Origin of the sequence: Agrobacterium bohemicum (assembly GCF_002896715.1) — a bacterium.
Lineage (GTDB): Bacteria > Pseudomonadota > Alphaproteobacteria > Rhizobiales > Rhizobiaceae > Agrobacterium > Agrobacterium bohemicum.
In genome coordinates this window covers 730,483-749,785 of record NZ_PGEL01000028.1, presented here as the reverse complement: position 1 = coordinate 749,785, position 19,303 = coordinate 730,483, and the positions used below count along the sequence as shown (strand labels likewise).

19 protein-coding genes are annotated in these 19,303 nt (G+C 57.6%); 8 read left to right on the top strand and 11 right to left on the bottom strand.

What is annotated here, in order from left to right; translation table 11 throughout:
* Positions 1-15 precede the first annotated feature (15 nt).
* Both CUC55_RS22235 and CUC55_RS22230 read left to right on the top strand, forming a co-directional pair.
* Positions 16-699 carry an HAD family hydrolase gene (locus CUC55_RS22235; protein WP_067651150.1) on the top strand — a complete coding sequence of 228 codons (684 nt, stop codon included), beginning with the start codon at positions 16-18 and terminating at the stop codon, positions 697-699.
* 63 nt (positions 700-762) lie between these two features.
* Entirely contained in the window at positions 763-2,337 is a 1,575-nt protein-coding gene (locus CUC55_RS22230; RefSeq protein WP_170063934.1) for an FGGY-family carbohydrate kinase, read from the top strand.
* A 38-nt stretch (positions 2,338-2,375) separates the two neighbouring features.
* On the opposite strand, the gene CUC55_RS22225 is transcribed toward CUC55_RS22230, so the two are convergent.
* Positions 2,376-3,188, bottom strand: coding sequence for a MurR/RpiR family transcriptional regulator (locus tag CUC55_RS22225; RefSeq protein ID WP_425352908.1), 813 nt, complete (start codon positions 3,186-3,188; stop codon positions 2,376-2,378).
* Positions 3,189-3,512: 324 nt separating this feature from the next.
* Between CUC55_RS22225 and CUC55_RS22220 the strand changes: the two genes are divergently transcribed.
* Positions 3,513-4,238 carry a sulfate transporter family protein gene (locus tag CUC55_RS22220; RefSeq protein WP_103089150.1) on the top strand — a complete coding sequence of 242 codons (726 nt, stop codon included), beginning with the start codon at positions 3,513-3,515 and terminating at the stop codon, positions 4,236-4,238.
* On the opposite strand, the gene nth is transcribed toward CUC55_RS22220, so the two are convergent.
* A complete protein-coding gene (gene nth / locus CUC55_RS22215; RefSeq protein ID WP_103089149.1) occupies positions 4,212-4,982 on the bottom strand; it encodes an endonuclease III in 771 nt (256 codons plus the stop codon). The genes CUC55_RS22220 and nth overlap by 27 nt on opposite strands.
* Before the next feature lie 36 nt (positions 4,983-5,018).
* Here nth and CUC55_RS22210 point away from each other — a divergent pair, with 36 nt between their 5' ends.
* The 3 genes from CUC55_RS22210 (at position 5,019) to CUC55_RS22195 (ending at position 7,048) form a co-directional block, all read left to right on the top strand.
* Positions 5,019-5,501: a DUF2244 domain-containing protein gene (locus CUC55_RS22210; RefSeq protein WP_103089148.1), complete on the top strand. Its 483-nt coding sequence runs from the start codon at positions 5,019-5,021 to the stop codon at positions 5,499-5,501.
* 69 nt (positions 5,502-5,570) lie between these two features.
* On the top strand, positions 5,571-6,443 hold the full coding sequence (locus CUC55_RS22205) for a methylated-DNA--[protein]-cysteine S-methyltransferase (RefSeq protein WP_103089147.1): 873 nt from the start codon (positions 5,571-5,573) through the stop codon (positions 6,441-6,443).
* Between the two features lie 311 nt (positions 6,444-6,754).
* Positions 6,755-7,048, top strand: coding sequence for a type II toxin-antitoxin system RelE/ParE family toxin (locus tag CUC55_RS22195; protein WP_067651395.1), 294 nt, complete (start codon positions 6,755-6,757; stop codon positions 7,046-7,048).
* Positions 7,049-7,054: 6 nt separating this feature from the next.
* Here the strand turns inward: CUC55_RS22195 and CUC55_RS22190 are convergent, their stop codons facing one another.
* Positions 7,055-8,038, bottom strand: coding sequence for a sugar-binding transcriptional regulator (locus tag CUC55_RS22190; RefSeq protein ID WP_067651132.1), 984 nt, complete (start codon positions 8,036-8,038; stop codon positions 7,055-7,057).
* A gap of 207 nt (positions 8,039-8,245) precedes the next feature.
* Here CUC55_RS22190 and tal point away from each other — a divergent pair, with 207 nt between their 5' ends.
* A complete protein-coding gene (gene tal / locus CUC55_RS22185; protein ID WP_067651129.1) occupies positions 8,246-9,202 on the top strand; it encodes a transaldolase in 957 nt (318 codons plus the stop codon).
* Positions 9,203-9,294: 92 nt separating this feature from the next.
* On the opposite strand, the gene CUC55_RS22180 is transcribed toward tal, so the two are convergent.
* Entirely contained in the window at positions 9,295-10,062 is a 768-nt protein-coding gene (locus tag CUC55_RS22180) for an IclR family transcriptional regulator (RefSeq protein ID WP_067651125.1), read from the bottom strand.
* A gap of 136 nt (positions 10,063-10,198) precedes the next feature.
* On the opposite strand from CUC55_RS22180, the gene CUC55_RS22175 reads away from it, so the two are divergent.
* Positions 10,199-10,930, top strand: coding sequence for an SDR family oxidoreductase (locus CUC55_RS22175; RefSeq protein ID WP_103089144.1), 732 nt, complete (start codon positions 10,199-10,201; stop codon positions 10,928-10,930).
* A 61-nt stretch (positions 10,931-10,991) separates the two neighbouring features.
* Here CUC55_RS22175 and CUC55_RS22170 read toward each other — a convergent pair whose 3' ends face one another.
* The 7 genes from CUC55_RS22170 to gltX form a co-directional block, all read right to left on the bottom strand.
* On the bottom strand, positions 10,992-11,165 hold the full coding sequence (locus tag CUC55_RS22170) for a DUF1328 domain-containing protein (protein WP_077105863.1): 174 nt from the start codon (positions 11,163-11,165) through the stop codon (positions 10,992-10,994).
* A gap of 128 nt (positions 11,166-11,293) precedes the next feature.
* Positions 11,294-12,145 carry a metal ABC transporter permease gene (locus tag CUC55_RS22165; RefSeq protein ID WP_067651119.1) on the bottom strand — a complete coding sequence of 284 codons (852 nt, stop codon included), beginning with the start codon at positions 12,143-12,145 and terminating at the stop codon, positions 11,294-11,296.
* Positions 12,142-13,002 carry a metal ABC transporter permease gene (locus tag CUC55_RS22160; RefSeq protein WP_103089143.1) on the bottom strand — a complete coding sequence of 287 codons (861 nt, stop codon included), beginning with the start codon at positions 13,000-13,002 and terminating at the stop codon, positions 12,142-12,144. Before CUC55_RS22160 ends, CUC55_RS22165 begins: the two co-directional genes overlap by 4 nt.
* The gene (locus CUC55_RS22155) at positions 12,995-13,882 is read right to left on the bottom strand and encodes a manganese/iron ABC transporter ATP-binding protein (protein ID WP_425352907.1); all 888 of its coding nucleotides are present in this window, start codon (positions 13,880-13,882) and stop codon (positions 12,995-12,997) included. The genes CUC55_RS22160 and CUC55_RS22155 overlap by 8 nt, the downstream gene beginning before the upstream one ends.
* Positions 13,882-14,772 (bottom strand): metal ABC transporter substrate-binding protein, encoded by an 891-nt coding sequence (locus tag CUC55_RS22150; protein ID WP_103089142.1) that lies wholly within the window; start codon positions 14,770-14,772, stop codon positions 13,882-13,884. Before CUC55_RS22150 ends, CUC55_RS22155 begins: the two co-directional genes overlap by 1 nt.
* Before the next feature lie 1,358 nt (positions 14,773-16,130).
* Positions 16,131-17,621, bottom strand: coding sequence for a lysine--tRNA ligase (gene lysS, locus CUC55_RS22140; RefSeq protein ID WP_103089242.1), 1,491 nt, complete (start codon positions 17,619-17,621; stop codon positions 16,131-16,133).
* Positions 17,622-17,685: 64 nt separating this feature from the next.
* Entirely contained in the window at positions 17,686-19,140 is a 1,455-nt protein-coding gene (gene gltX, locus CUC55_RS22135) for a glutamate--tRNA ligase (RefSeq protein ID WP_067651107.1), read from the bottom strand.
* Positions 19,141-19,303: the final 163 nt, after the last annotated feature.

The following is a 19,303-nucleotide window of genomic DNA, read 5'->3' as shown; positions in this document are numbered from 1 at the left end:
GAAAAGAGATGTGCCATGCAAACCGGAAACGCGCCTCTGCTGATCTTTGATTGCGACGGCGTTCTCGTGGATAGCGAGCCGGTTTCGATTGCGGTGCTGATCGACATGGTCGCCCATCAGGGCGTCCAGATCACCGAAGAGGAAGCCTATCAGCGCTTCCTAGGTCGCAGTGTGACCAGCATGACGGCGACGTTGTGGGAGGAGTATGGTGTCGAGACCGATATCGACTTTCTCGAGCATATGCGCAGTGAACTCTTCCAGCGCTTTCGCGACGAGTTGAAAGCGATTGAGGGCATGGCAGAAACGCTGGATCGCATCACGGTGCCGCGCTGCGTCGCGTCGTCCAGCCAACCGGAGCGCATTCGTTATTCGCTGGGCCTCACCGGCCTCCTGGACAAGCTCGAACCCCATATTTTCAGCGCTACGATGGTCAAAAACGGCAAGCCAGCGCCCGATCTTTTCCTGCATGCGGCGGATCAGATGCAGGTGGAGCCGAGAGACTGCATCGTCATCGAGGACAGCCCTGCCGGAATTGCCGCTGCGAAAGCAGCTGGCATGCGGGTGTTTGCCTTTACCGGCGGCTCGCATGCCCGTTTCCCGGCATTTCGTGACCATATTGCCAGCCTGAAACCTGATCTGATGTTTGACGCCATGCCGGATTTGGTCCAACTTGTGGCCGATCAAACTGCGCGGATTTAAAGGTATCGGTGCTGTCTGCAACCATGCGCAATGGTCGCGATTAAGGGATGGGAATTTAGCTTGATGCGTCAACATCTTGTTGCTGTCGATGTCGGCACGGGCAGCGCTCGCGCTGGCGTTTTCGATGCGAGCGGCAGGCTGATGGCGCGTGCAACCCACCCCATTCTCATGCAGAGGCCGAAGGAAAATCACGCAGAGCATGATTCCGCAGATATCTGGAACGCCGTCTGCATTGCCGTGCGCAAGACCATGGCCGATGCCGGTATTGCGGCCACTGCGGTTGCGGCTATCGGTTTTGATGCCACCTGTTCGCTGGTGGTTCGTGGGCCGCAAGGTCAGCAGGTTACGGTGTCCACGTCAGGCGACGACCGCTTCGACACCATCGTCTGGCTGGATCATCGTGCCATCGCGGAAGCAGATTTTCTAAGCAGCTCCGGCCATCCCGTGCTGGATTTCGCAGGCGGATCGATTTCGCCTGAGATGCAGATGCCGAAGCTGATGTGGCTGAAGAAGCATCTCCCGGAAAGCTGGTCCAAAGCCGGATATTTCTTCGATCTCGCCGACTTTCTGACATGGAAGGCAAGCGGTAGCGTGAAGCGTTCCAATTGCACACTGACCGCCAAATGGAATTTTCTGGCGCATGAGGGNCAGGGCTGGAGCCAGGACTATTTGGAGCTGGCAGGCATTGGCGATCTTCTCCAGCGCGGCAACCTGCCCACAGAAACAGTTGCGCCCGGCCAGAGCGTCGGCAAGCTCTCGGCGCAAGCCGCTGAAGAACTTGGGCTTGATACCGAATGCGAAGTCGCAGCTGGCATGATCGATGCTTACGCGGGTGCGCTCGGAGCGCTCGGCGGTAGCCTGCAATCGGATGTCGGCAGCAATGTCGCGCTGATTGCCGGGACGTCCAGCTGCCTCGTGACGCTGACACCGAAACGCATGCCCGGCCACAGCCTCTGGGGGCCATACTGGCAGGCGGTGCTGCCTGGCCACTGGCTGGTGGAAGGCGGGCAATCGGCCACCGGCGCGCTTTTGGACCACGTCGTGCGCATGCATGCCGCAGGCGGCGAGCCGACATCTGCACTCCACGCCCGCATTGTGGAACGGGTGCTGGATTTACGTCGCGCGGAAGGTGAAGGTTTTGCCGATCACCTGCATGTCCTGCCGGACTTCCACGGTAACCGCTCGCCCTTGGCCGATCCGCATGCGCGTGGCGTCGTCAGCGGGCTGACGCTCGACACGTCTTTCGACAGCCTCTGCCGTCTGTACTGGCGCACCGCTGTGTCCATCGCGCTTGGCGCCCGGCACGTCTTGGATGCCATGGAGGGCTTTGGCTACAGGGTTGAAACGCTGCACGTCACCGGCGGCCATGTGCACAACCCGCTGCTGATGGAACTTTACGCCGATGTCACCGGAAANCGCATCGTCATTCCTGCCACCGCAGATGCGGTGCTGCTTGGCACCGCCATGGCGGCGGCCTCTGCGGGCGGAGTACATAAGGGGCTCGCGGCTGCCGGTGCCGCCATGTACTCTGTTGGTGAAGAGACAATATCGAGTGGCGAACGCAAACAGCGTTACGAGCGCGACTATCAGCGTTTTCTCGCCATGTACCGCCATCGCGCTGAACTCGAAGCCATCTGACGGCAAAAAGGAGCGGCGCTTGCGCCGCTCTCAGTCATTCAGCCATTCAGCGCGCGCTGCATATCGCCTATGCGGCGGTTCCGGTCTTTGCGTCCGGTTTCGCTTTTCTGTGATAGCGAGTGAAGCATGAACTCGGTGATCGCCACCAGTTGCAGCATGCTATGCCCACCATTCTGGCTCAACGGAATGGTCAGACAGATGTCCGCACTATCAGGTCCCCACTCGTAAAACCGGGTGGTGATCAGCACCGTCTTGTAGCCAGCCTTCATGGCCATCTTCGCCAAACGCTGCAAAGCCGCAAGGTTGCCACCGCAGTCCATCAATATCAGTAGGGTGCCTTCAACGGGCTCATCCATCAGCGAGATGTATGTCGCGCCGTCACGCTGCAAATAGTGAACGCTCTCACGTGATTCCAGAAGCTTGGTGTAAAAGTAGCGACATATGCCAAAGCTTTCGGCGGACGAAGCCACAAATACCTTTTTGCTTTCGGCAATGTTGTTGAGCGCCGTTTTCCACACGGACTGTCCCGCCAGATCATAGACCGCCTGGACCGCCTGAATTTGTTGCAGCATCAACGATGAAAGCGGTGTCTGCGGTGCTTCCTGCGCTGCTGCAGCTGCTGTTTCTGAGACGTGCGATTCGTCGCGCAGATGTTCGCGAATATCGCTGAGCTGTCTGTAGCCGAGTGACCGCAGAAAACGACCAACGGTCATCGGGCTCAGGCTCAGTTTCTCTGCCAGTGTTGCAGCCGTTTCGAACGGCAGTTCGGCCAGGTGCTCAATAAGGTATTTNGCAATTCTTCGCTCAGACGGCGTACCTGTCTTGAGCGAACGGGTGAGATCGATCAGCAATTTTTCCAACGACGCCTCTTTTTCTTGTCTTTAGCGGACGATGGTACTCAAGCGAGATTTCCCGCTGCCATTCGTGACGACTAGGTTGTACAAAAGGCCAAGTGTTATCCCGTTGATCCCCACTCCGACGAGAATATACCACTTTTTGCCTGTTTGTTTTTATAGTTTAGTAGTTGCTTTCCTTCAAGTGCAAAATGGCGGGTTGAAATTTTTCTTTGCAGGAGACCGGTGGATTCTTGTCGGAGATCCTGTAGGTCCCTATGTCCACATCCACCTGCGAGCGATTCCGCGTCGCCTGTAAATCAGCCAAAAGGGAGGCAACGAATGATTTTTGATGCAGCGCGAGATGCTTTCAGGAATCTTTTNGCTCCAGAGACACGGTCGGTGTTCTGGAAGTGCCTCGGGCTGACGATTTTGGTGCTTGTTGGCCTCTGGTTTGCCATCCGTGGCATCTTCATTTGGCTTGCATTGCCATGGCTTGATTCGCTCGTTCCCAGCATGCCGGAATGGGCGGGCTGGATGAGCTTTATTCTGGCCATCATTGCGGGCATCGGGCTTGCGCTCGCCCTGGCTTTGCTGATCTCGCCGGTCACCGCCGTGATTGCCGGTCTGTTTCTGGATGATGTAGCCGAAGTCATTGAAANGAAAGATTATCCCAACGATCCGCAAGGCACGGCCATGCCGCTGTCACAGGCCATTCCGTCGTCCCTGAAGTTCTTCGGCATCGTCATTCTAGGCAACCTGATTGCGCTCATGTTGCTTCTGGTTCCCGGCGTCAATCTCGTCGCGTTTTTTCTGGTCAACGGCTATTTGCTGGGTCGGGAATTCTTCGAATTTGCGGCCATGCGCTTCCGCACACCTGCGGATGCGCGCGCCTTCCGCTCGAAGCACGGCACGACGGTTTTCATGGCCGGTCTGGTGATTGCGGCCTTCCTCGCCGTGCCGTTTCTCAACCTTTTGACGCCGCTTTTTGCCGCGTCGCTGATGGTGCATCTGCACAAATCCATCAGCCGCCGCGATCCGTCATTCACCCGTCAACTGGGCCGGTAGTTCGACCAGCGGGGCTGGAATATCACAGGTTTTTNCCGGTGATTTGCACAAATCTGCAATCACGCAACGCTCGCATTCCGGCTTTCGCGCCTTGCAACAGTAGCGCCCGTGCAGAATCAGCCAGTGATGAGCGTGGAAANGATACTCATCTGGAATGATTCGCACCAAGCGGTCTTCGACCTCATCCGGGGTTTTCCCCGGCGCGAGACAGAGCCGGTTTGCGATGCGAAACACATGCGTGTCCACCGCCAGTGTCGGAACGCCGAAGGCCATCGACATCACGACATTTGCGGTTTTGCGCCCAACACCCGGCAGCAGGATCAGCTCTTCACGGGTGCGCGGCACCTCGCCACCGAAATCGTCTATCAGCATCTGCGAGAGCGCGATGACGTTCTTTGCCTTGTTGCGATAAAGACCGATGGTCTTGATGTAGCCGATCAGCCGTTCTTCACCCAGTTCCAGCATCTTTNCCGGCGTATCCGCCACCTCAAATAGGCCGCGCGTTGCCCGGTTGACGCCAACATCGGTTGCCTGCGCCGAAAGCGCGACGGCCACCACCAGCGTGAACGGGTTGGAATGTTCCAGCTCCCCCTTCGGCTCCGGTCGCTGAATCGAGAAGCGGCGGAAAATCTCTTTGAGTTCATCCTGCGAATAGAGTGTCTTGACGCGCGCCGGCTTGCGACGAGATGTCGTATTTGACTTTTTCAGGATTTGGGTGCTGGATTTCTTCTTGGCAATTGTCATGGTCAGCTGTGGTTTCGCGCTATTGAGGACGGCAACGTGGACAGGGTAAACGAGCAGCCGGTTTTTGCAGCGGAACTTGTTCCTCATCGCTCCCTCGGGCGCAAGGGTTTTCGCATTCTTCTCGTTCTGACAGGCGCCGTCTGCCTTCTCTACGGCGTCTTCTTCATGGTCACAGGCGCATGGCCGATCGGGCTGTTTCTGGGTCTCGATTTTCTCCTGCTCTATGTTGCCTTCCGCGCGAACTACAGGGCTGCCAAAGCACGCGAAGAAGTGGTCGTGTCGCGCACCAATCTCTCCATCCGCAAGTTCTCCCCGGCAGGCCGCATGGTAGAACACCGCTTCAACCCGTTCTGGGCTCGTTTTCAGGTTCAGCGCCGTGATGATATCGGCATAACCTCCATGCATGTTTCAGGTGAGGGGCGGGTGACCGACATCGGCTCCTTCCTCAATCCGGATGATCGCGAAAGTTTTGCCAAGGCGTTTCGCGGTGCGCTCGCGACGGTTCGGTTGAAAATCTAGCTGGTCGAGCAAGAAACGGGTGGAGATAGGTGAAGCCCCGTGGTTTTGTGTCTACCAAGGAGATACGCCATGAACGCCAATATCATGCTGAAGGAAGACATCACGCCCGTTGGCTCTGACTATGAGACGGTGCGGCAGGTGATTGAAATTCTGACGGTGGAATACCGCGATCAGCCATCACTGGAAACCATCGCGGCGAAGCTTTCGCAATCCCCTACGCAATTGCAGAAANCCTTCACCCGCTGGGCCGGACTTTCTCCAAAAGCGTTTCTGCAAGCGGTAACGCTTGATCATGCCAAGCGGCTGCTGGGGCAAGAGCGGTTGCCGCTGCTGGAAGCCTCCATCGAGGTCGGCATGTCCGGNNCCGGACGCCTGCATGACCTGTTCGTGACCCACGAAGCCATGTCGCCGGGGNAATGGAAAGCCAAGGGTGCAGGCCTGCAAATCCGTTACGGTTTCCATCCGTCTCCCTTCGGTCTGGCGCTCATCATGAGCACAGATCGCGGGCTGGCCGGATGCGCCTTTGCTGATGCGGGTGAAGAAAAAGCCTGCTTCGAGGACATGTCGCGCCGCTGGCCCAATGCCGATTATATAGAAGACAGTACCGCCACCGCCCCCTACGCATCCCGCATCTTCGATCCTGCCAAATGGAAANGCGAACAGCCTCTGCGGGTGGTTCTGCTTGGCACAGATTTTCAGGTCCGGGTCTGGCAGAGCCTCCTGAAAATTCCGCTGGGCAAAGCCGTCACCTATTCCCACGTCGCCAACGATATAGGCCAGCCCACGGCATCCCGCGCCGTCGGTGCCGCCATCGGCGCCAACCCCATCTCCTTCGTCGTCCCCTGCCACCGGGCGGTGGGCAAAAGTGGCGCGCTGACGGGGTACCACTGGGGGCTAACCCGCAAACGCGCTATGCTGGGCTGGGAAACGGGTAAGGTTTGATCCGGTCGCGGCGCATGTGATATAGGATATGAAACTCACATCTGCCGTGTGAAACCCATGGAAAGCATATGAAAAGCACGATCCAACTTTCCGACGACATTGACCGCCGTATCGATCTGGTTGCGGCGAAGAGCAGCTTGACACGAAGCCAAATCGTTGAGGAAGCTCTTGCCCACGGTCGATCGATCGCTTGGCAGGAGCAGTGGATCACTGGCGTGAAAGAGGGTTTGGACGACGCCGTAAANGGAAATTTCGCCAGCGAAGAGGATATTGCCGAGGTTTTGAACCGTTACGATCAGGCTTGATTGTTTGTGCGCCTCGTTTGGACAAAGCGATATCTGAGAGAACTCGCCACCATCGGCGACTATATTGCCGAACAGAACCCTCGGGCGGCGGCCCGCATCGTCCGCCTCATTCACAAGACGACCAGAGACCTTCTCTCATCCAATCCGTTCATCGGACGGAGAGGGGAGATCGAGGGCACGCGAGAACTCGTCATATCGGGCACGCCCTACATTATTGCCTATGCCATTTTGGGCGATGACATCCAGGTTCTGTTCGTGCAACACGGCGCGTGCGAATGGCCCACTGCTCTTTCTGACTGATGTCGGTCACGGGGTCGTTTCTCCCAACTCCAGCAACGCCCTTGCCGCCGCCTCATCCGTAATCAGCGTGTTGCAGCCGATGCGATTGATGGTGGCGCGGATGGCGGTGGCGCGGTGGGCGCCGCCGGAGGCCAGCACGATGTGTTTTGCCTTCTTCAGCGTGTCCAAACCAATCGCCATGGCGCGCTGGTTGATGGGGTGATCGACCGAGCGTCCCTGCGCATCGATGAAGTTGAACATGGTGTCGCAGACGCAGCCTGCTGCCACCAGCTCATCATGGGTCTGTTTGGAAATGAAGCCTTCCGAAAGCGATGTGGAATGCGGTCCGATATCGCCGCAGCTGACAATGGCGAGGTCGAGATTTTCTGCCAGTTCGAACAGCGTGTTCAACCCGCATTTTTCGATCAGAGCGCGGCGCGTCTCTTCCGAGTCCACCAGCAACGGCGCAAGGAACATGTAGCATTCCGCCCCGAGCGCGCTTGCCAGACGCCACGTGTAATCCAGCGGATTGGTCTGGTGCACGGCGACGATGCCACCTAACAGCGATACGACCTTGCAGTTTTCGCGGCGCGGCGGGCGGAAGCTGGAGAGCGATGCGGTCATGGTGCGGCCCCAGCCGACGCCGATAGTGGCATTGTCAGGCACGGCTTCCGACAGGAACTGGCCGAGTGCCAGACCGACGGCCTTGGCGATGTCTTCTGCTTTGGCAGAAGCAGAGGGGATGATGATCGCCTCATCCAGTCCGTAGGCGGCCTCCAGCTTGATGGCGAGTTCGACGTAGTCCTCGATGCCTTCATTGATCCAGATCTGCACCTCGGATCGCTTCATGGCTTCGTCCAAAAGGCGGATGACGGTGGAGCGGCTGATGCCGAGTTTTTCCGCCACGTCCTTCTGTGTCATGCCCTGATTGTAATAGAGCCACGCCGCCCGCAGCCGCAAAGATGCGGCTTCCGAATAGGCTGTGTGGGTGTCTCTTCGCAGTTTCGCCACTGTTTTCGCCATGCTTGGAGGAAGCCGTCACTATGGCAGGCGTGAAACTTATGTCAATTGCATTGCGCAAATGTCTTGACTTTGTGATTGGCGCTGCGCGATACTTAACAATGAGAAAACAGCTTGGTTCCGGTATCGCACACAGGCGAGCGGCAGGAACGAAACCCGGCTGAAACGGTTTTCCAGAGATTACGAGGATCAATCAGCATGACATCCAAACTTGACCAGCTCCGTAAAATCACGACGGTTGTCGCCGATACCGGCGATATCGAGGCGGTCGCTCGACTGAAGCCGGTGGATTGCACCACCAATCCATCGATCATTCTCAAGGCACTTGGCACCCCGATGTTTGCCGATACCGTGAAAGAAGCCGTTTCCTGGGGTAAGAAGCAGGGTGGTGATTCCGATGCAGTGGTCAGCGCGATTGCGGACCGGCTGGCGATTTCCGTCGGTGCAAAGCTTGTCGAACTCGTTCCAGGTCGCGTTTCGACCGAAGTAGACGCCGACCTGTCTTTCGATACCAAGGCGTCCATCGCCAAGGCACATCAGATCATTGCCGGTTACAAGGAGCGCGGCATCGAGCGGGATCGCATTCTCATCAAGCTCGCCTCGACCTGGGAAGGCATCAAGGCGGCCGAAGTGCTTCAGGCCGAAGGCATCGATTGCAATTTGACTCTGCTGTTCTCGCAGGCACAGGCCATTGCCTGCGCGGAAGCAAAAGCATTCCTGATCTCGCCTTTCGTCGGGCGCATTCTTGACTGGTACAAGAAGTCCACCGGTGAGGACTACACGGCTGAGACCGATCCGGGCGTCGTTTCCGTTCGCAAGATCTACAATTATTACAAGGCCAACGGCATTGCCACCGTCGTCATGGGCGCTTCCTTCCGCAATGTCGGCGAGATCGAAGCCTTGGCCGGTTGCGACCGCCTGACCATCAGCCCGGCGCTGCTGGAAGAGCTGGAAAAGGACACCGGCACTCTGGAGCGCAAGCTTTCTGCTGATGATGCCAAGGCTGAGCCCTTGCAGTCTCTCGACGAGAAGGCCTTCCGCTGGCACCTCAATGAAGATGCCATGGCAACAGAAAAGCTGTCGGAAGGTATTCGCCAGTTCGCCAAGGATCTCGAATCCCTGCGTGGTATCATTCGCAAGCAACTGGCCGCTTAAATAATTCTGGAACCTTCGCGATAGTTGCTCGTTATTGAAGTATAATACCTCCAGTCAAGAAAACGCGATCGGTCCCCTGCCGGTCGCGTTTTTTATTGTCCGGCAGCCACTTCCGAGATTTTGCGGGCAGCATCGCAAATGAGCTCCACACAATCCTCAGCACTCGGCGCATCGCTGTTCAATGGCGTGATGTAGGGGCAGGTGACGACCGCAAGCGCCGTGCCATCAAGCGTCAATATGGGTGCGGAAATATTGCGAACGCCAGCGGTTTGAAGGCTGTTCATGCTCTCGTAGCCATCGGTCCTGATCTGCGCCAAACGCTCAAGCAGCCCTTCCGGCACGGATATCTCGTCACCGCCGCGTATCTGCTCGGCAATCATGATGTCGCGCTGCGCCTCCGTCTGGAAAGCGAGGAGCACATGGCCGGAGCCGGTGTTGAACAGGCTCATCTGGGCCCCGACCCGGATCGACAGCGCCCAGTAAGTCGAGGAATCCTGTTGGGCGATCACTGCTACGACGCCGCGATCATAAACGGCCAGATGGCAGGCCTGTCTCGCCCGGTTGGAGAAGTCGCGCATCACAGGGGCCGCAAAGGACACAAGCCTGCGCAGCGGCGCATGAAAATGGGCAAGGCCGAACAGTTTCAAGGTCAGGAAAAACCGGTCGCCATCCTGCCGCTCCACATAACCCCGGCGAACAAGGCGGTCCAGCATGCGGTAGAACTCGTTGGGACTTTTGCCAATGGCCTTTGCGATTTCCACTTGCGTCAGCCCGCCATCGGTGCTGGCCAGAAGCTCCAGAATATCCAGTCCCTTGTCCAGGGCAGGCGCGCGGTATTTATCGCTATCGTCTTCGATCATCTGGTTCCTGCATGGTGCGGATGAACAACGACCGCCACCGAGTTGACTTGACGCCATATAAATACACTGTTTACATATGAATTGTCGATCCGTATTCGACTGGATACATGCCCTTAAGGGTGGGAGGAGCAAACATATGGCGCAGGATTTCACTGGCCAGACAGTCGTCATTACCGCTGCGGGGCAGGGCATCGGCCGTGCCACGGCGGAAAGGTTCATCGAACTTGGCGCGCGCGTCATCGCGACGGATATCAACGAGGCGGCACTTGCCACTCTGACACATGCCGAAATCCGCGTCCTCAACGTTCTCGATGCCGATGCTGTCAAGGCTCTGGCAACAGAGATCGGCCGCGCCGATGTGCTGTTCAATTGCGCTGGCTTCGTCCATTCCGGCACCATTCTCGACTGCGATGAGAAAGACTGGGACTTTTCCTTCGACCTCAACGTCAAGGCCATGTATCGCACCTGCCGGGCATTTCTTCCCGCCATGCTGGACCACGGCAAGGGTGCCATCGTCAACATGTCGTCCGTGGCATCCAGCGTAAAAGGCGTGCCGAACCGTTTCGCCTACACCGCATCCAAGGCGGCGGTTATCGGCCTGACCAAATCCATCGCCTCGGATTTCGTCACCAAGGGCGTTCGCTGCAACGCCATCTGCCCCGGCACGGTGGACAGCCCGTCTCTGCATGAACGTCTGCGCGCAACAGGCAACTACGAACAGGCCCTTGCAGACTTCATCGCCCGCCAACCCATGGGCCGCATCGCCAAAGCGGAAGAGATCGCAGCGCTGGTGACGTATCTGGCTTCGGATGAGGCTGGTTTNACCACCGGACAGGCACATGTGATCGATGGCGGCTGGACGGCGTAAACGCAGCGCGACAAAAAANGGCGGACCGTGGGNCCCGCCGTTTNCCGTCATAGTCTTCAGCTTAGAGGATTGCCTGTCCAGCCATCAGTGCCAGCACCAGGAAGATCACGAAGACCACCACGGCGATAAAGAACAGGATGCGAGCGATGCCCGCCGTCGCCGCTGAAATTCCGGTAAAGCCGAATACACCGGCAATCAGCGAAACTACGAAAAATATAAGAGCCCACTTCAGCATGGCCGTTCCTCTTGCGTCAATTGATGCGGTCGAACGCACACGCCAACGACCTGCCTATATTGACGCAAATCCAGCTATGAAGTTCCGCGGATTCTGAAATAATCTTTTCAATTGCGCACAATTGTCTTTTAAATTGCAGTTTCCACCCGGTTTGTGGCGCGCGCCTGCATTGTCGTGCGGAGAAACGCCAGAATGAACAGTGCCGTCATGACCAGAACGATGGTCGGGGCGGGCGCGCTGTCGATGAGGAAACTGGCCCAGATGCCAGTAATCGACGAGAAAACGGCGATGATAACGGCTGCCATCAGCATGCTGGAAAAGCGCCGCGTGATCAGGAAGGCGATGGCACCGGGCGCGACCAGCATGGCGACCGAGAGAATGATGCCGATGGCCTGCAGCGCGCCAACAACCGTCAGCGAAAGAACCGCCAGCAATCCGTAATGCAGCAGGCGCACCGGTAGGCCGATGGCTTTGGCGTGCTGCGCATCGAAGGCATGCACCAGCAGATCCTTGCGCAGCAGCACCAGAAACAGCGTCGCCGCCAGCGCGATCAGGCCGGTCTCGATGATGTCGCGCATGGTAACGCCCAGCATGTCGCCAAACAGGATGTGATCAAGATGCACGTCGCTCTGCACTTTCACATAAAGCACCAGCCCCAACCCGAACATGCCGGAAAAGACGATGCCGAGAACGGTGTCTTCCTTGATCCGGCTGTTTTCCTTGAGGAAGCCCGTGCCGAGCGCGCAGATCATGCCCGCGACGAAGGCGCCAATCGAAAAGGGAATGCCGACGATGTAGGCGATAACAACGCCGGGAAGAACGGCGTGAGAAACCGCATCCCCCATCAACGACCAACCTTTCAGCACCAGAATGCACGAGAGCATGGCCATCGGCACGGCAATCATCAGCGTGATCACGAAGGCATATTGCATGAAGGGCAGTTGGAACGGCAGAATTGCCAGTTGCAGGTTTTCGCTCATGGCGCTGTTTCCAATGCGGATTTCGCTTTCGCACGGGAGGCGAGATAGCCGTGTTTGGGGGCAAAAACAAAGGCTGTCAGGAAGATCAGCGTTTGCAGCACCACGATGATGCCGCCGGTCGCGCCATCGAGGAAATAGCTGAGATAAGCGCCGACGAAGCTGGTGGCTGCACCGATGCCGAAGCTCATGCCGATCAGCCGCTCGAACCTATCTGTCAGCAGATAGGCCGTGGCACCCGGCGTGACGACCATGGCGACCACCAGAAACGCGCCAACCGTCTGCAAGGCAGCAACCGTGGAGGCGGCGAGAAGGGTAAAGAAGATAATTTTCAGCAGTTCGGGGTTGAGACCCACGGTGCGGGCATGGTTTTCATCGAAAAACACCACCATGAAATCCCGCCACTTCACCGCCAGCACCAACAAGCTGATGCCGCCAATCAGTGCCAACTGAATCGTGTCTTCGGGTGTGATCGCGAGGATATTACCCAGCACGATGGTCTGGATATTAATCGATGTCGGCGACAGCGACACCATGAACAGACCAAGGCCGAAAAAGGACGTGAAGATCAGGCCTATGATCGCGTCTTCCTTCAGTCGGGTTTNCTGGTTCAGAAACAGCATGGCACCCGCTGCAAGCCCGCCGGACAGAAATGCGCCGAGGGAAAAGGGCAGGCCCAGCATATAGGCACCGGCAACACCGGGGACGATGGCGTGAGACAGCGCATCGCCGATCAGCGACCAGCCCTTCAGCATCAGATAGGACGACAGAAAACCGCAGACGCCGCCCACGAGAGCGCTGACCCAGATGGCGTTCAGCATGTAGGAATAGGTGAAGGGTTCCAGAAGAGTCTCAATCATGGCTCTTCGCTTTCGCCGTCGGGGTCGCCGTTCCGTCCTTGCTGTAAATCACGAAAGGACGCTCGTCGTCCGTTATGACCTTGACGCGGCGTGTGTCGGCATCGTCATGCAGATCGGCACCGCCGAGAATGAAGTGACGCAGGCTGCCGCCAAAGGCCTTTTGCAGGTTTNCTTCGGTGAACGTGTCTTCCGTCTTGCCGGAGGCAATGACCGTTCCCTTGACGAAGACGGCCCGGTCGCAAAACTCCGGTACGCTGCCCAGATTGTGGGTGGAAACCAGCATGATGCGGCCTTCGTCACGCAGCGCCTTCAACAGCGTCACGATCTGCTCTTCGGTGTTCACATCCACGCCGGTAAAGGGCTCGTCCAGCAGAATAACCTGGCCTTCCTGCGCCAGCGCGCGCGCCAGAAACACCCGCTTCTTCTGCCCGCCGGAGAGTTCACCGATCTGGCGCTTTCGGTACTCCACCATGTTGACGCGGGCCAGCGCTTCATCGACCATCTGGTGATCGCGCTTGGAGGGAATGCGCAGAAAATTCATATGGCCGTAACGGCCCATCATCACCACGTCTTCCACCAGAACCGGAAAGCTCCAGTCCACTTCTTCGGCCTGCGGTACATAGGCGACGAGGTTCTTCTTCAGCGCATCGCGAGCCGGCAGGTCGAAGATGGAAACCGCGCCTGCCGCCAGCGGCACGAAGCCCATAATGGCCTTGAAGATGGTGGATTTGCCAGCGCCATTGACGCCGACAAGGGCGGTTATCGTGCCGCGGGGGATGGAAAAGCTGGCGCTGCGCAGCGCCGTGTGGCCGTTTCGGTAGGTCACGGTTACATCATCGACGCTCAGTCCTGTCTCAGCGCCCTTTCGCTTCCCCATCATCATTTGGAAAGGCCTTTCACGATCGTTTCCGTGGTCACGCGCAAANGATMGAGATAGGTCGGCACGGGCCCGTCGGCTTCGCTCAGCGAATCCACATAGAGAATGCCGCCGTAGGCAGCCCCGGTTTCCTTGGCCACCTGCTTGGCCGGGTCGGGAGAGACCGTGCTTTCGCTGAAAATGACCTGAATATTGTGCGCGCGCATCGCATCGATCACGCCGCGCACCTGCTGCGGAGTGCCTTGGCTATCGGCATTGACAGGCCACAGGAACAGTTCTTTCAGCCCGAAATCACGGGCCAGATAGGAAAATGCACCTTCGCTCGTCACCAGCCAGCGCTTGTCTTCCGGCAAAGCGGCGATGGCATCGCGCATCGGCTGTATCTCTTGTTTGATCTTGTCGGAATAGGCCTTGGCATTGGCGGCATAGATATCTGCATGATCAGGATCGATCTGCGCCAAAGCCTTACGGATGTTCTCGACATAGATGAGAGCATTGTCTGGAGACATCCAGGCATGCGGGTTGGGCTTGCCCTGATAGGCACCGCCGCTGATCGACATCGGCTGTACGCCGTCGCTCACGGTCACATTCGGCACGTCGGCAAGGTTTGCCAGAAATTTCTGGAACCACAATTCCAGATTGAGCCCGTTCCACAAAACAAGGTCGGCATTACGGGCCTTGAGAATGTCGCGCGGGGTAGGCTGGTAGTTGTGAATTTCCGCACCCGCTTTGGTGATGCTGTCCACCTCGGCTGCGTCACCGGCCACGTTGCGCGCCATGTCTGCGATGATGGTGAAGGTCGTCACGACCTTCGGTTTTTCGGCGGCCATCACTGAAAANGGTAGGAAAAGCGCCGCGGCGGCCAAGACGTTGCGAAGTGTGGATACTGTCATCGCCCGATCAAACTCCTAATGCGATTAATTCGCAATATCAATTTGGGAGGAAAAGTGGCACTTGTCAACGCTATTGCAAATCATTCGCAAAAANTAAAATTGTGATGATTTTCGCGGAGTCCAAAAATGGTCCACTCGTCGGCCCGGATTCTTGCCTGAGTTAAATCTTCTTCAACAACAACACGTCAGAATTGATCCCTGCAAGTCTGCAGTTCTGCTGCTTCTGCACTCGTTATCGCTTGGCAATTTGGCTGGTGTGGCGATTTTCGGTTTATGGGCATGAAACGGGGTAGTTGATGTCGGAACGTTCGACGTGAAAGCAGTGTTCAAGAGAATACGGTTTTCTCGCAAGTTCGTATTGATTGGCGGTGCTGTCCTCCTTCTCGGGGGAGCATCCGGCATGGCCGCCGTTTTCGTCGGCAAAGAACGCCTGTTCGGCGCCTCCAGTGCATCGATCAACGGTCTCGAATGTACGTTGGTGCAATCCGTCAGTATCAAGAAAAACGGCTCGGTCTGGGTCCGCAAGTTCATCCGCACACAGGGTGGCGATGGTTCCGAACGCGTAAAGACAGCGCTTCGGGTCGCCAAAGCCATCTATAACCAGCAAAANCCAGATCTCGTGCAGGTTTCCGTTCTGGACCAGAATGGTCCAACCATGCGCTCGGACATGCGTGGGCGAGCGGTTGCCGCTCAGGTCGTTTTCATTCCCGACGTCAAAAAGCTCCCTGATGATGCGAGTGCCAAACCCTATTCCGCCTATTATTACGATGGCGCGCCTAGCGATGAAGGCGTTTTCTACGGATTGCGGGTCGATCTGCCGCTCGAAGACACCGAGAAACTGGCAACAGGCCTGAACGAGTTCACCGATTGTATCGATCTCGCCGCGAAGGAAACTCCGTCCGGACACGATGCCCCCGCCAAGGGCCATGACAAGCCAGAGGGCGGCCACGGGGAAGCAGCACCGGCAGGCGCTGACCATGCGCCAGAATCCGCCGAGGGCGCATCCCACGAAACTGCACCCGCAGCGGCGGGCCATGCAGCCGTGGACGACCCGGCACTTCTGACCTCAACGCCTGAGCATGACAGCGTTAGCATATTCAGTTTNGCTTATTTAAAGTCACTGATCTTCGGTAAAGGCCAGTCCACCGCTGTCGCAGCGGAACCGGAACACGGCCAGGCACCTGTTGCCGAAGAACCTGCCGCACACGATGAGGCCGCGTCCGAGAAGGTGGAAGAGGCTTCCAAGCCTGCTCATTGATCTGGACTTGACCCGCTAGCCCACCATCCGCACCGCAGAAACAAAAAAGCCGAAGGCGTTGTGGCCTTCGGCTTCTCATTCTTATCGATAACAGCCTGTATCAATCAGTCTTCTGGCGNCGCGCCGGAAACAGAATAACGTCGCGGATCGACGGTGCATTGGTCAGCAGCATGACCAGACGGTCCACGCCGATGCCGAGGCCACCGGCAGGTGGCATGCCCTGGTCGATGGCGTCGAGGAATTCGTCGTCCAGCTGCTTGTCCTTTNCGCCACGGGCATGCGCCTGTTCCAGCTGCTCCACCATCCGGCGGCGCTGTTCTTCCGGGTCGTTGAGTTCGGAGAAGGCATTACCCACTTCCCAGGCGTTGCAATAGCTCTCGAAACGCTCCACCAGACGCGGCTCGCCCGGGACTTCCTTGGCGAAGGGAGAGATGTCCTTGGGGAAATGCGTGACGTGGCTTGGCTGGATCAGTGTGGCCTCGACCTTTTCTTCAAAGATGAAGGCCAGACATTCGCCCCATGTCCAGTCCTTCTCGACCTCGAAACCGGCAGCCTTGGCGGCAGCGCGGGCTTCTTCGTCGGTCTTGATGGCCAGGAAGTCGATGCCCGTCGCTTCCTTCACAGCATCGGGCATCGGCACGCGCTTGAACGGTCCCTTGAAGGAAATCGTCTTGCCTTGAAACTCCAGTTCCGTCGTGCCGTGAATGGCAATGGCCAGCGTTTCGAACATGCGCTCGACCAGACCCATAATGTCTTCGTAGTCGGCATAGGCCCAGTAGCATTCCAGCATGGTGAATTCCGGATTGTGCCGGGTGGAAACACCTTCATTGCGGAAATTGCGGTTGATCTCGAACACCTTGTCGGAGAGGCCCGATACCAGCGTGCGCTTCAGGAACAGTTCCGGCGCAATGCGCAGATACATGTCCTGCTTCAGCGTGTTGTGGAAGGTCTTGAACGGGTCAGCCGTCGCGCCGCCATAGACGGTCTGCAACATCGGCGTTTCCACTTCGAGGAAAGCTTCCTCTTCCATGAAGCGGCGAATGCCGGAAATGATCTTGGAGCGCTGCTGGAAGCGCAGCTTGGATTCCTCGTTGGAGAGAATATCCAGATGGCGCTTGCGATAACGGATTTCGATGTCGGAAATACCGCTCCACTTCTCTGGCATCGGCAGCAGAGACTTGGTCAGCATGGTGATCTCTTCGGCGTTGATCGTCAGCTCTCCGCGCTTGGTGCGGCGCACCTTGCCGGTCACGCCAATGATGTCGCCAATATCGATCATCGGCAGCAGATCGCGGGCCTCTTGCGGCGTCGTGTCCTTGTGGCTGAAAATCTGCACCTTGCCGGATGCGTCATGGATATCCATGAACATGCCGGAATTGCGTGAGGAATAGACGCGACCAGCCACCGTCACCGTATCGCCGGTTTCGACGTCAGGCTCGATCTCGGCATATTTTTCGGCCAGCTCGGCATTGGTCAGCGTGCGGTGAAAATGCGCGGGGTAAACATCGCCAACCTTCTCGCGCAGCATCGCCAGCTTCTGGCGGCGCACTTCGGTCACGTCGGAGGAGAGGGCGGTGGTTGCCGCTCCCATGGGGGCTGTTGCAACCAGCGTTGCGGAGTTGTTTTCTGTTTCAGACATTTTCGTTCCTAAAAANTCAGGCTGTGCCAACCATGGACGCCGCAACCGCAATCGCCACCTTCAAACGCTGGCGCACGACCGAGCGACCCAGCACCGCCATGCTATCGAACAGCGGCAGCGAACGGGATGAGCCGGACATGGCAACGAAGAGCGGTGGCGTTACCACGCGCAGCTTCTTGCCGGTGCGTTCGGCCACATCGCGTAGTTCCTGTTCGATGGATTCCAGCGTCCAGTCCGGCATCTTCTCCAGATCGGCAGCAACTGTGGTCAGGATTTCGTGCATCTCTTCCGGCTTGCTCTTCAGACCAGCGAAGGATGCGGGCGTCAGGCCCACATCGCTTGATAGCAGGAAGCCTGCAAGGTTCGGCAAATCGCCGAGCTTCGAAATGCGGCTCTGCGAAAGCTTCAAACCTTCCGTAAGACGCGCATTTTCCATCGCCCATTCCAGCGTGCGGGCAATGAACTCGTCCTGGGTCAGCTTTTCACGCAGCCAGCGGCCGTTCAGCCAGTCCAGCTTCTGAATGTCGAAGATAGCACCGGCCTTGGACAGCGCTTCGGGGTCGAACTTGCCCGCCAGCTCGTCCATGGTCAAAAGCTCTTCGCCTTCGCCGATCTGGATGAAAAACAGGCCGAGGAAGTTCATCAGCGCTTCCGGCAGATAGCCGAGTGCTGAGTAATAGGAAATCGAGGTCGGGTTCTTGCGCTTCGACAGCTTGGATTTGTCGGCATTGCGCATCAGCGAAAGATGCATGAAAGTCGGCTGTTCCCAACCGAAATAACGATAGAGCAGAATGTGCTTGGGCACGGATGCCAGCCATTCTTCGCCGCGCGCCACATGCGTGATCTTCATCAGATGGTCGTCGATGACATTGGCCATGTGGTAGGTCGGCATGCCATCGGCCTTCATCAGAACCTGCATGTCAACGCTGTCCCAGGGGATCGATACATCGCCGTAAACGCCGTCGGTGAAATCGCAGGATCCTTCGGTCGGAATTTTCATGCGCACGACGGAGGCTTCACCGGAGGCCATGCGGCTGGTGACTTCTTCAGCTTTGAGATGCAGGCAGAGACCGTCATATTTCGGCGGCTTGCCGGCGGCGCGCTGGGCCTCGCGCATTTCCGTCAGGCGCTCGGCCGTGCAGAAACAGCGGAAGGCATGGCCTTTTTCCAGCAACTCGTCGGCAAATGGCTGGTACATGTCCTTGCGGTCGGACTGGCGGTACGGGCCGTAAGGACCACCAACGTCAGGGCCTTCGGACCATGTCAGGCCGGTCCATTTCAGCGCCTCCAGCACCTTTTCTTCATATTCGCGCGTAGAGCGCGTGGCATCGGTATCTTCGATGCGCAAAATGAACTCGCCGCCATGTTTCTTGGCAAAGAGGTAGTTGAAAAGCGCGATATAGGCTGTGCCGACATGCGGCTCGCCGGTGGGGGAAGGTGCAATGCGGACGCGGACGCCGGAAGTGGTCATTGAATTCACTCGTGCTGACGCAAGGTGATACGGAGCGCGAGCCACGTGTCACGGATGTGTTGTTGAATGTCGAAGAAAAAGCAGAAATACGCCGATATCCGGTGCCATTCCACAGTTTCCGTTGGCATGGCTTAGGCCACATTCAGCCGCAGGCGTCAAGAAA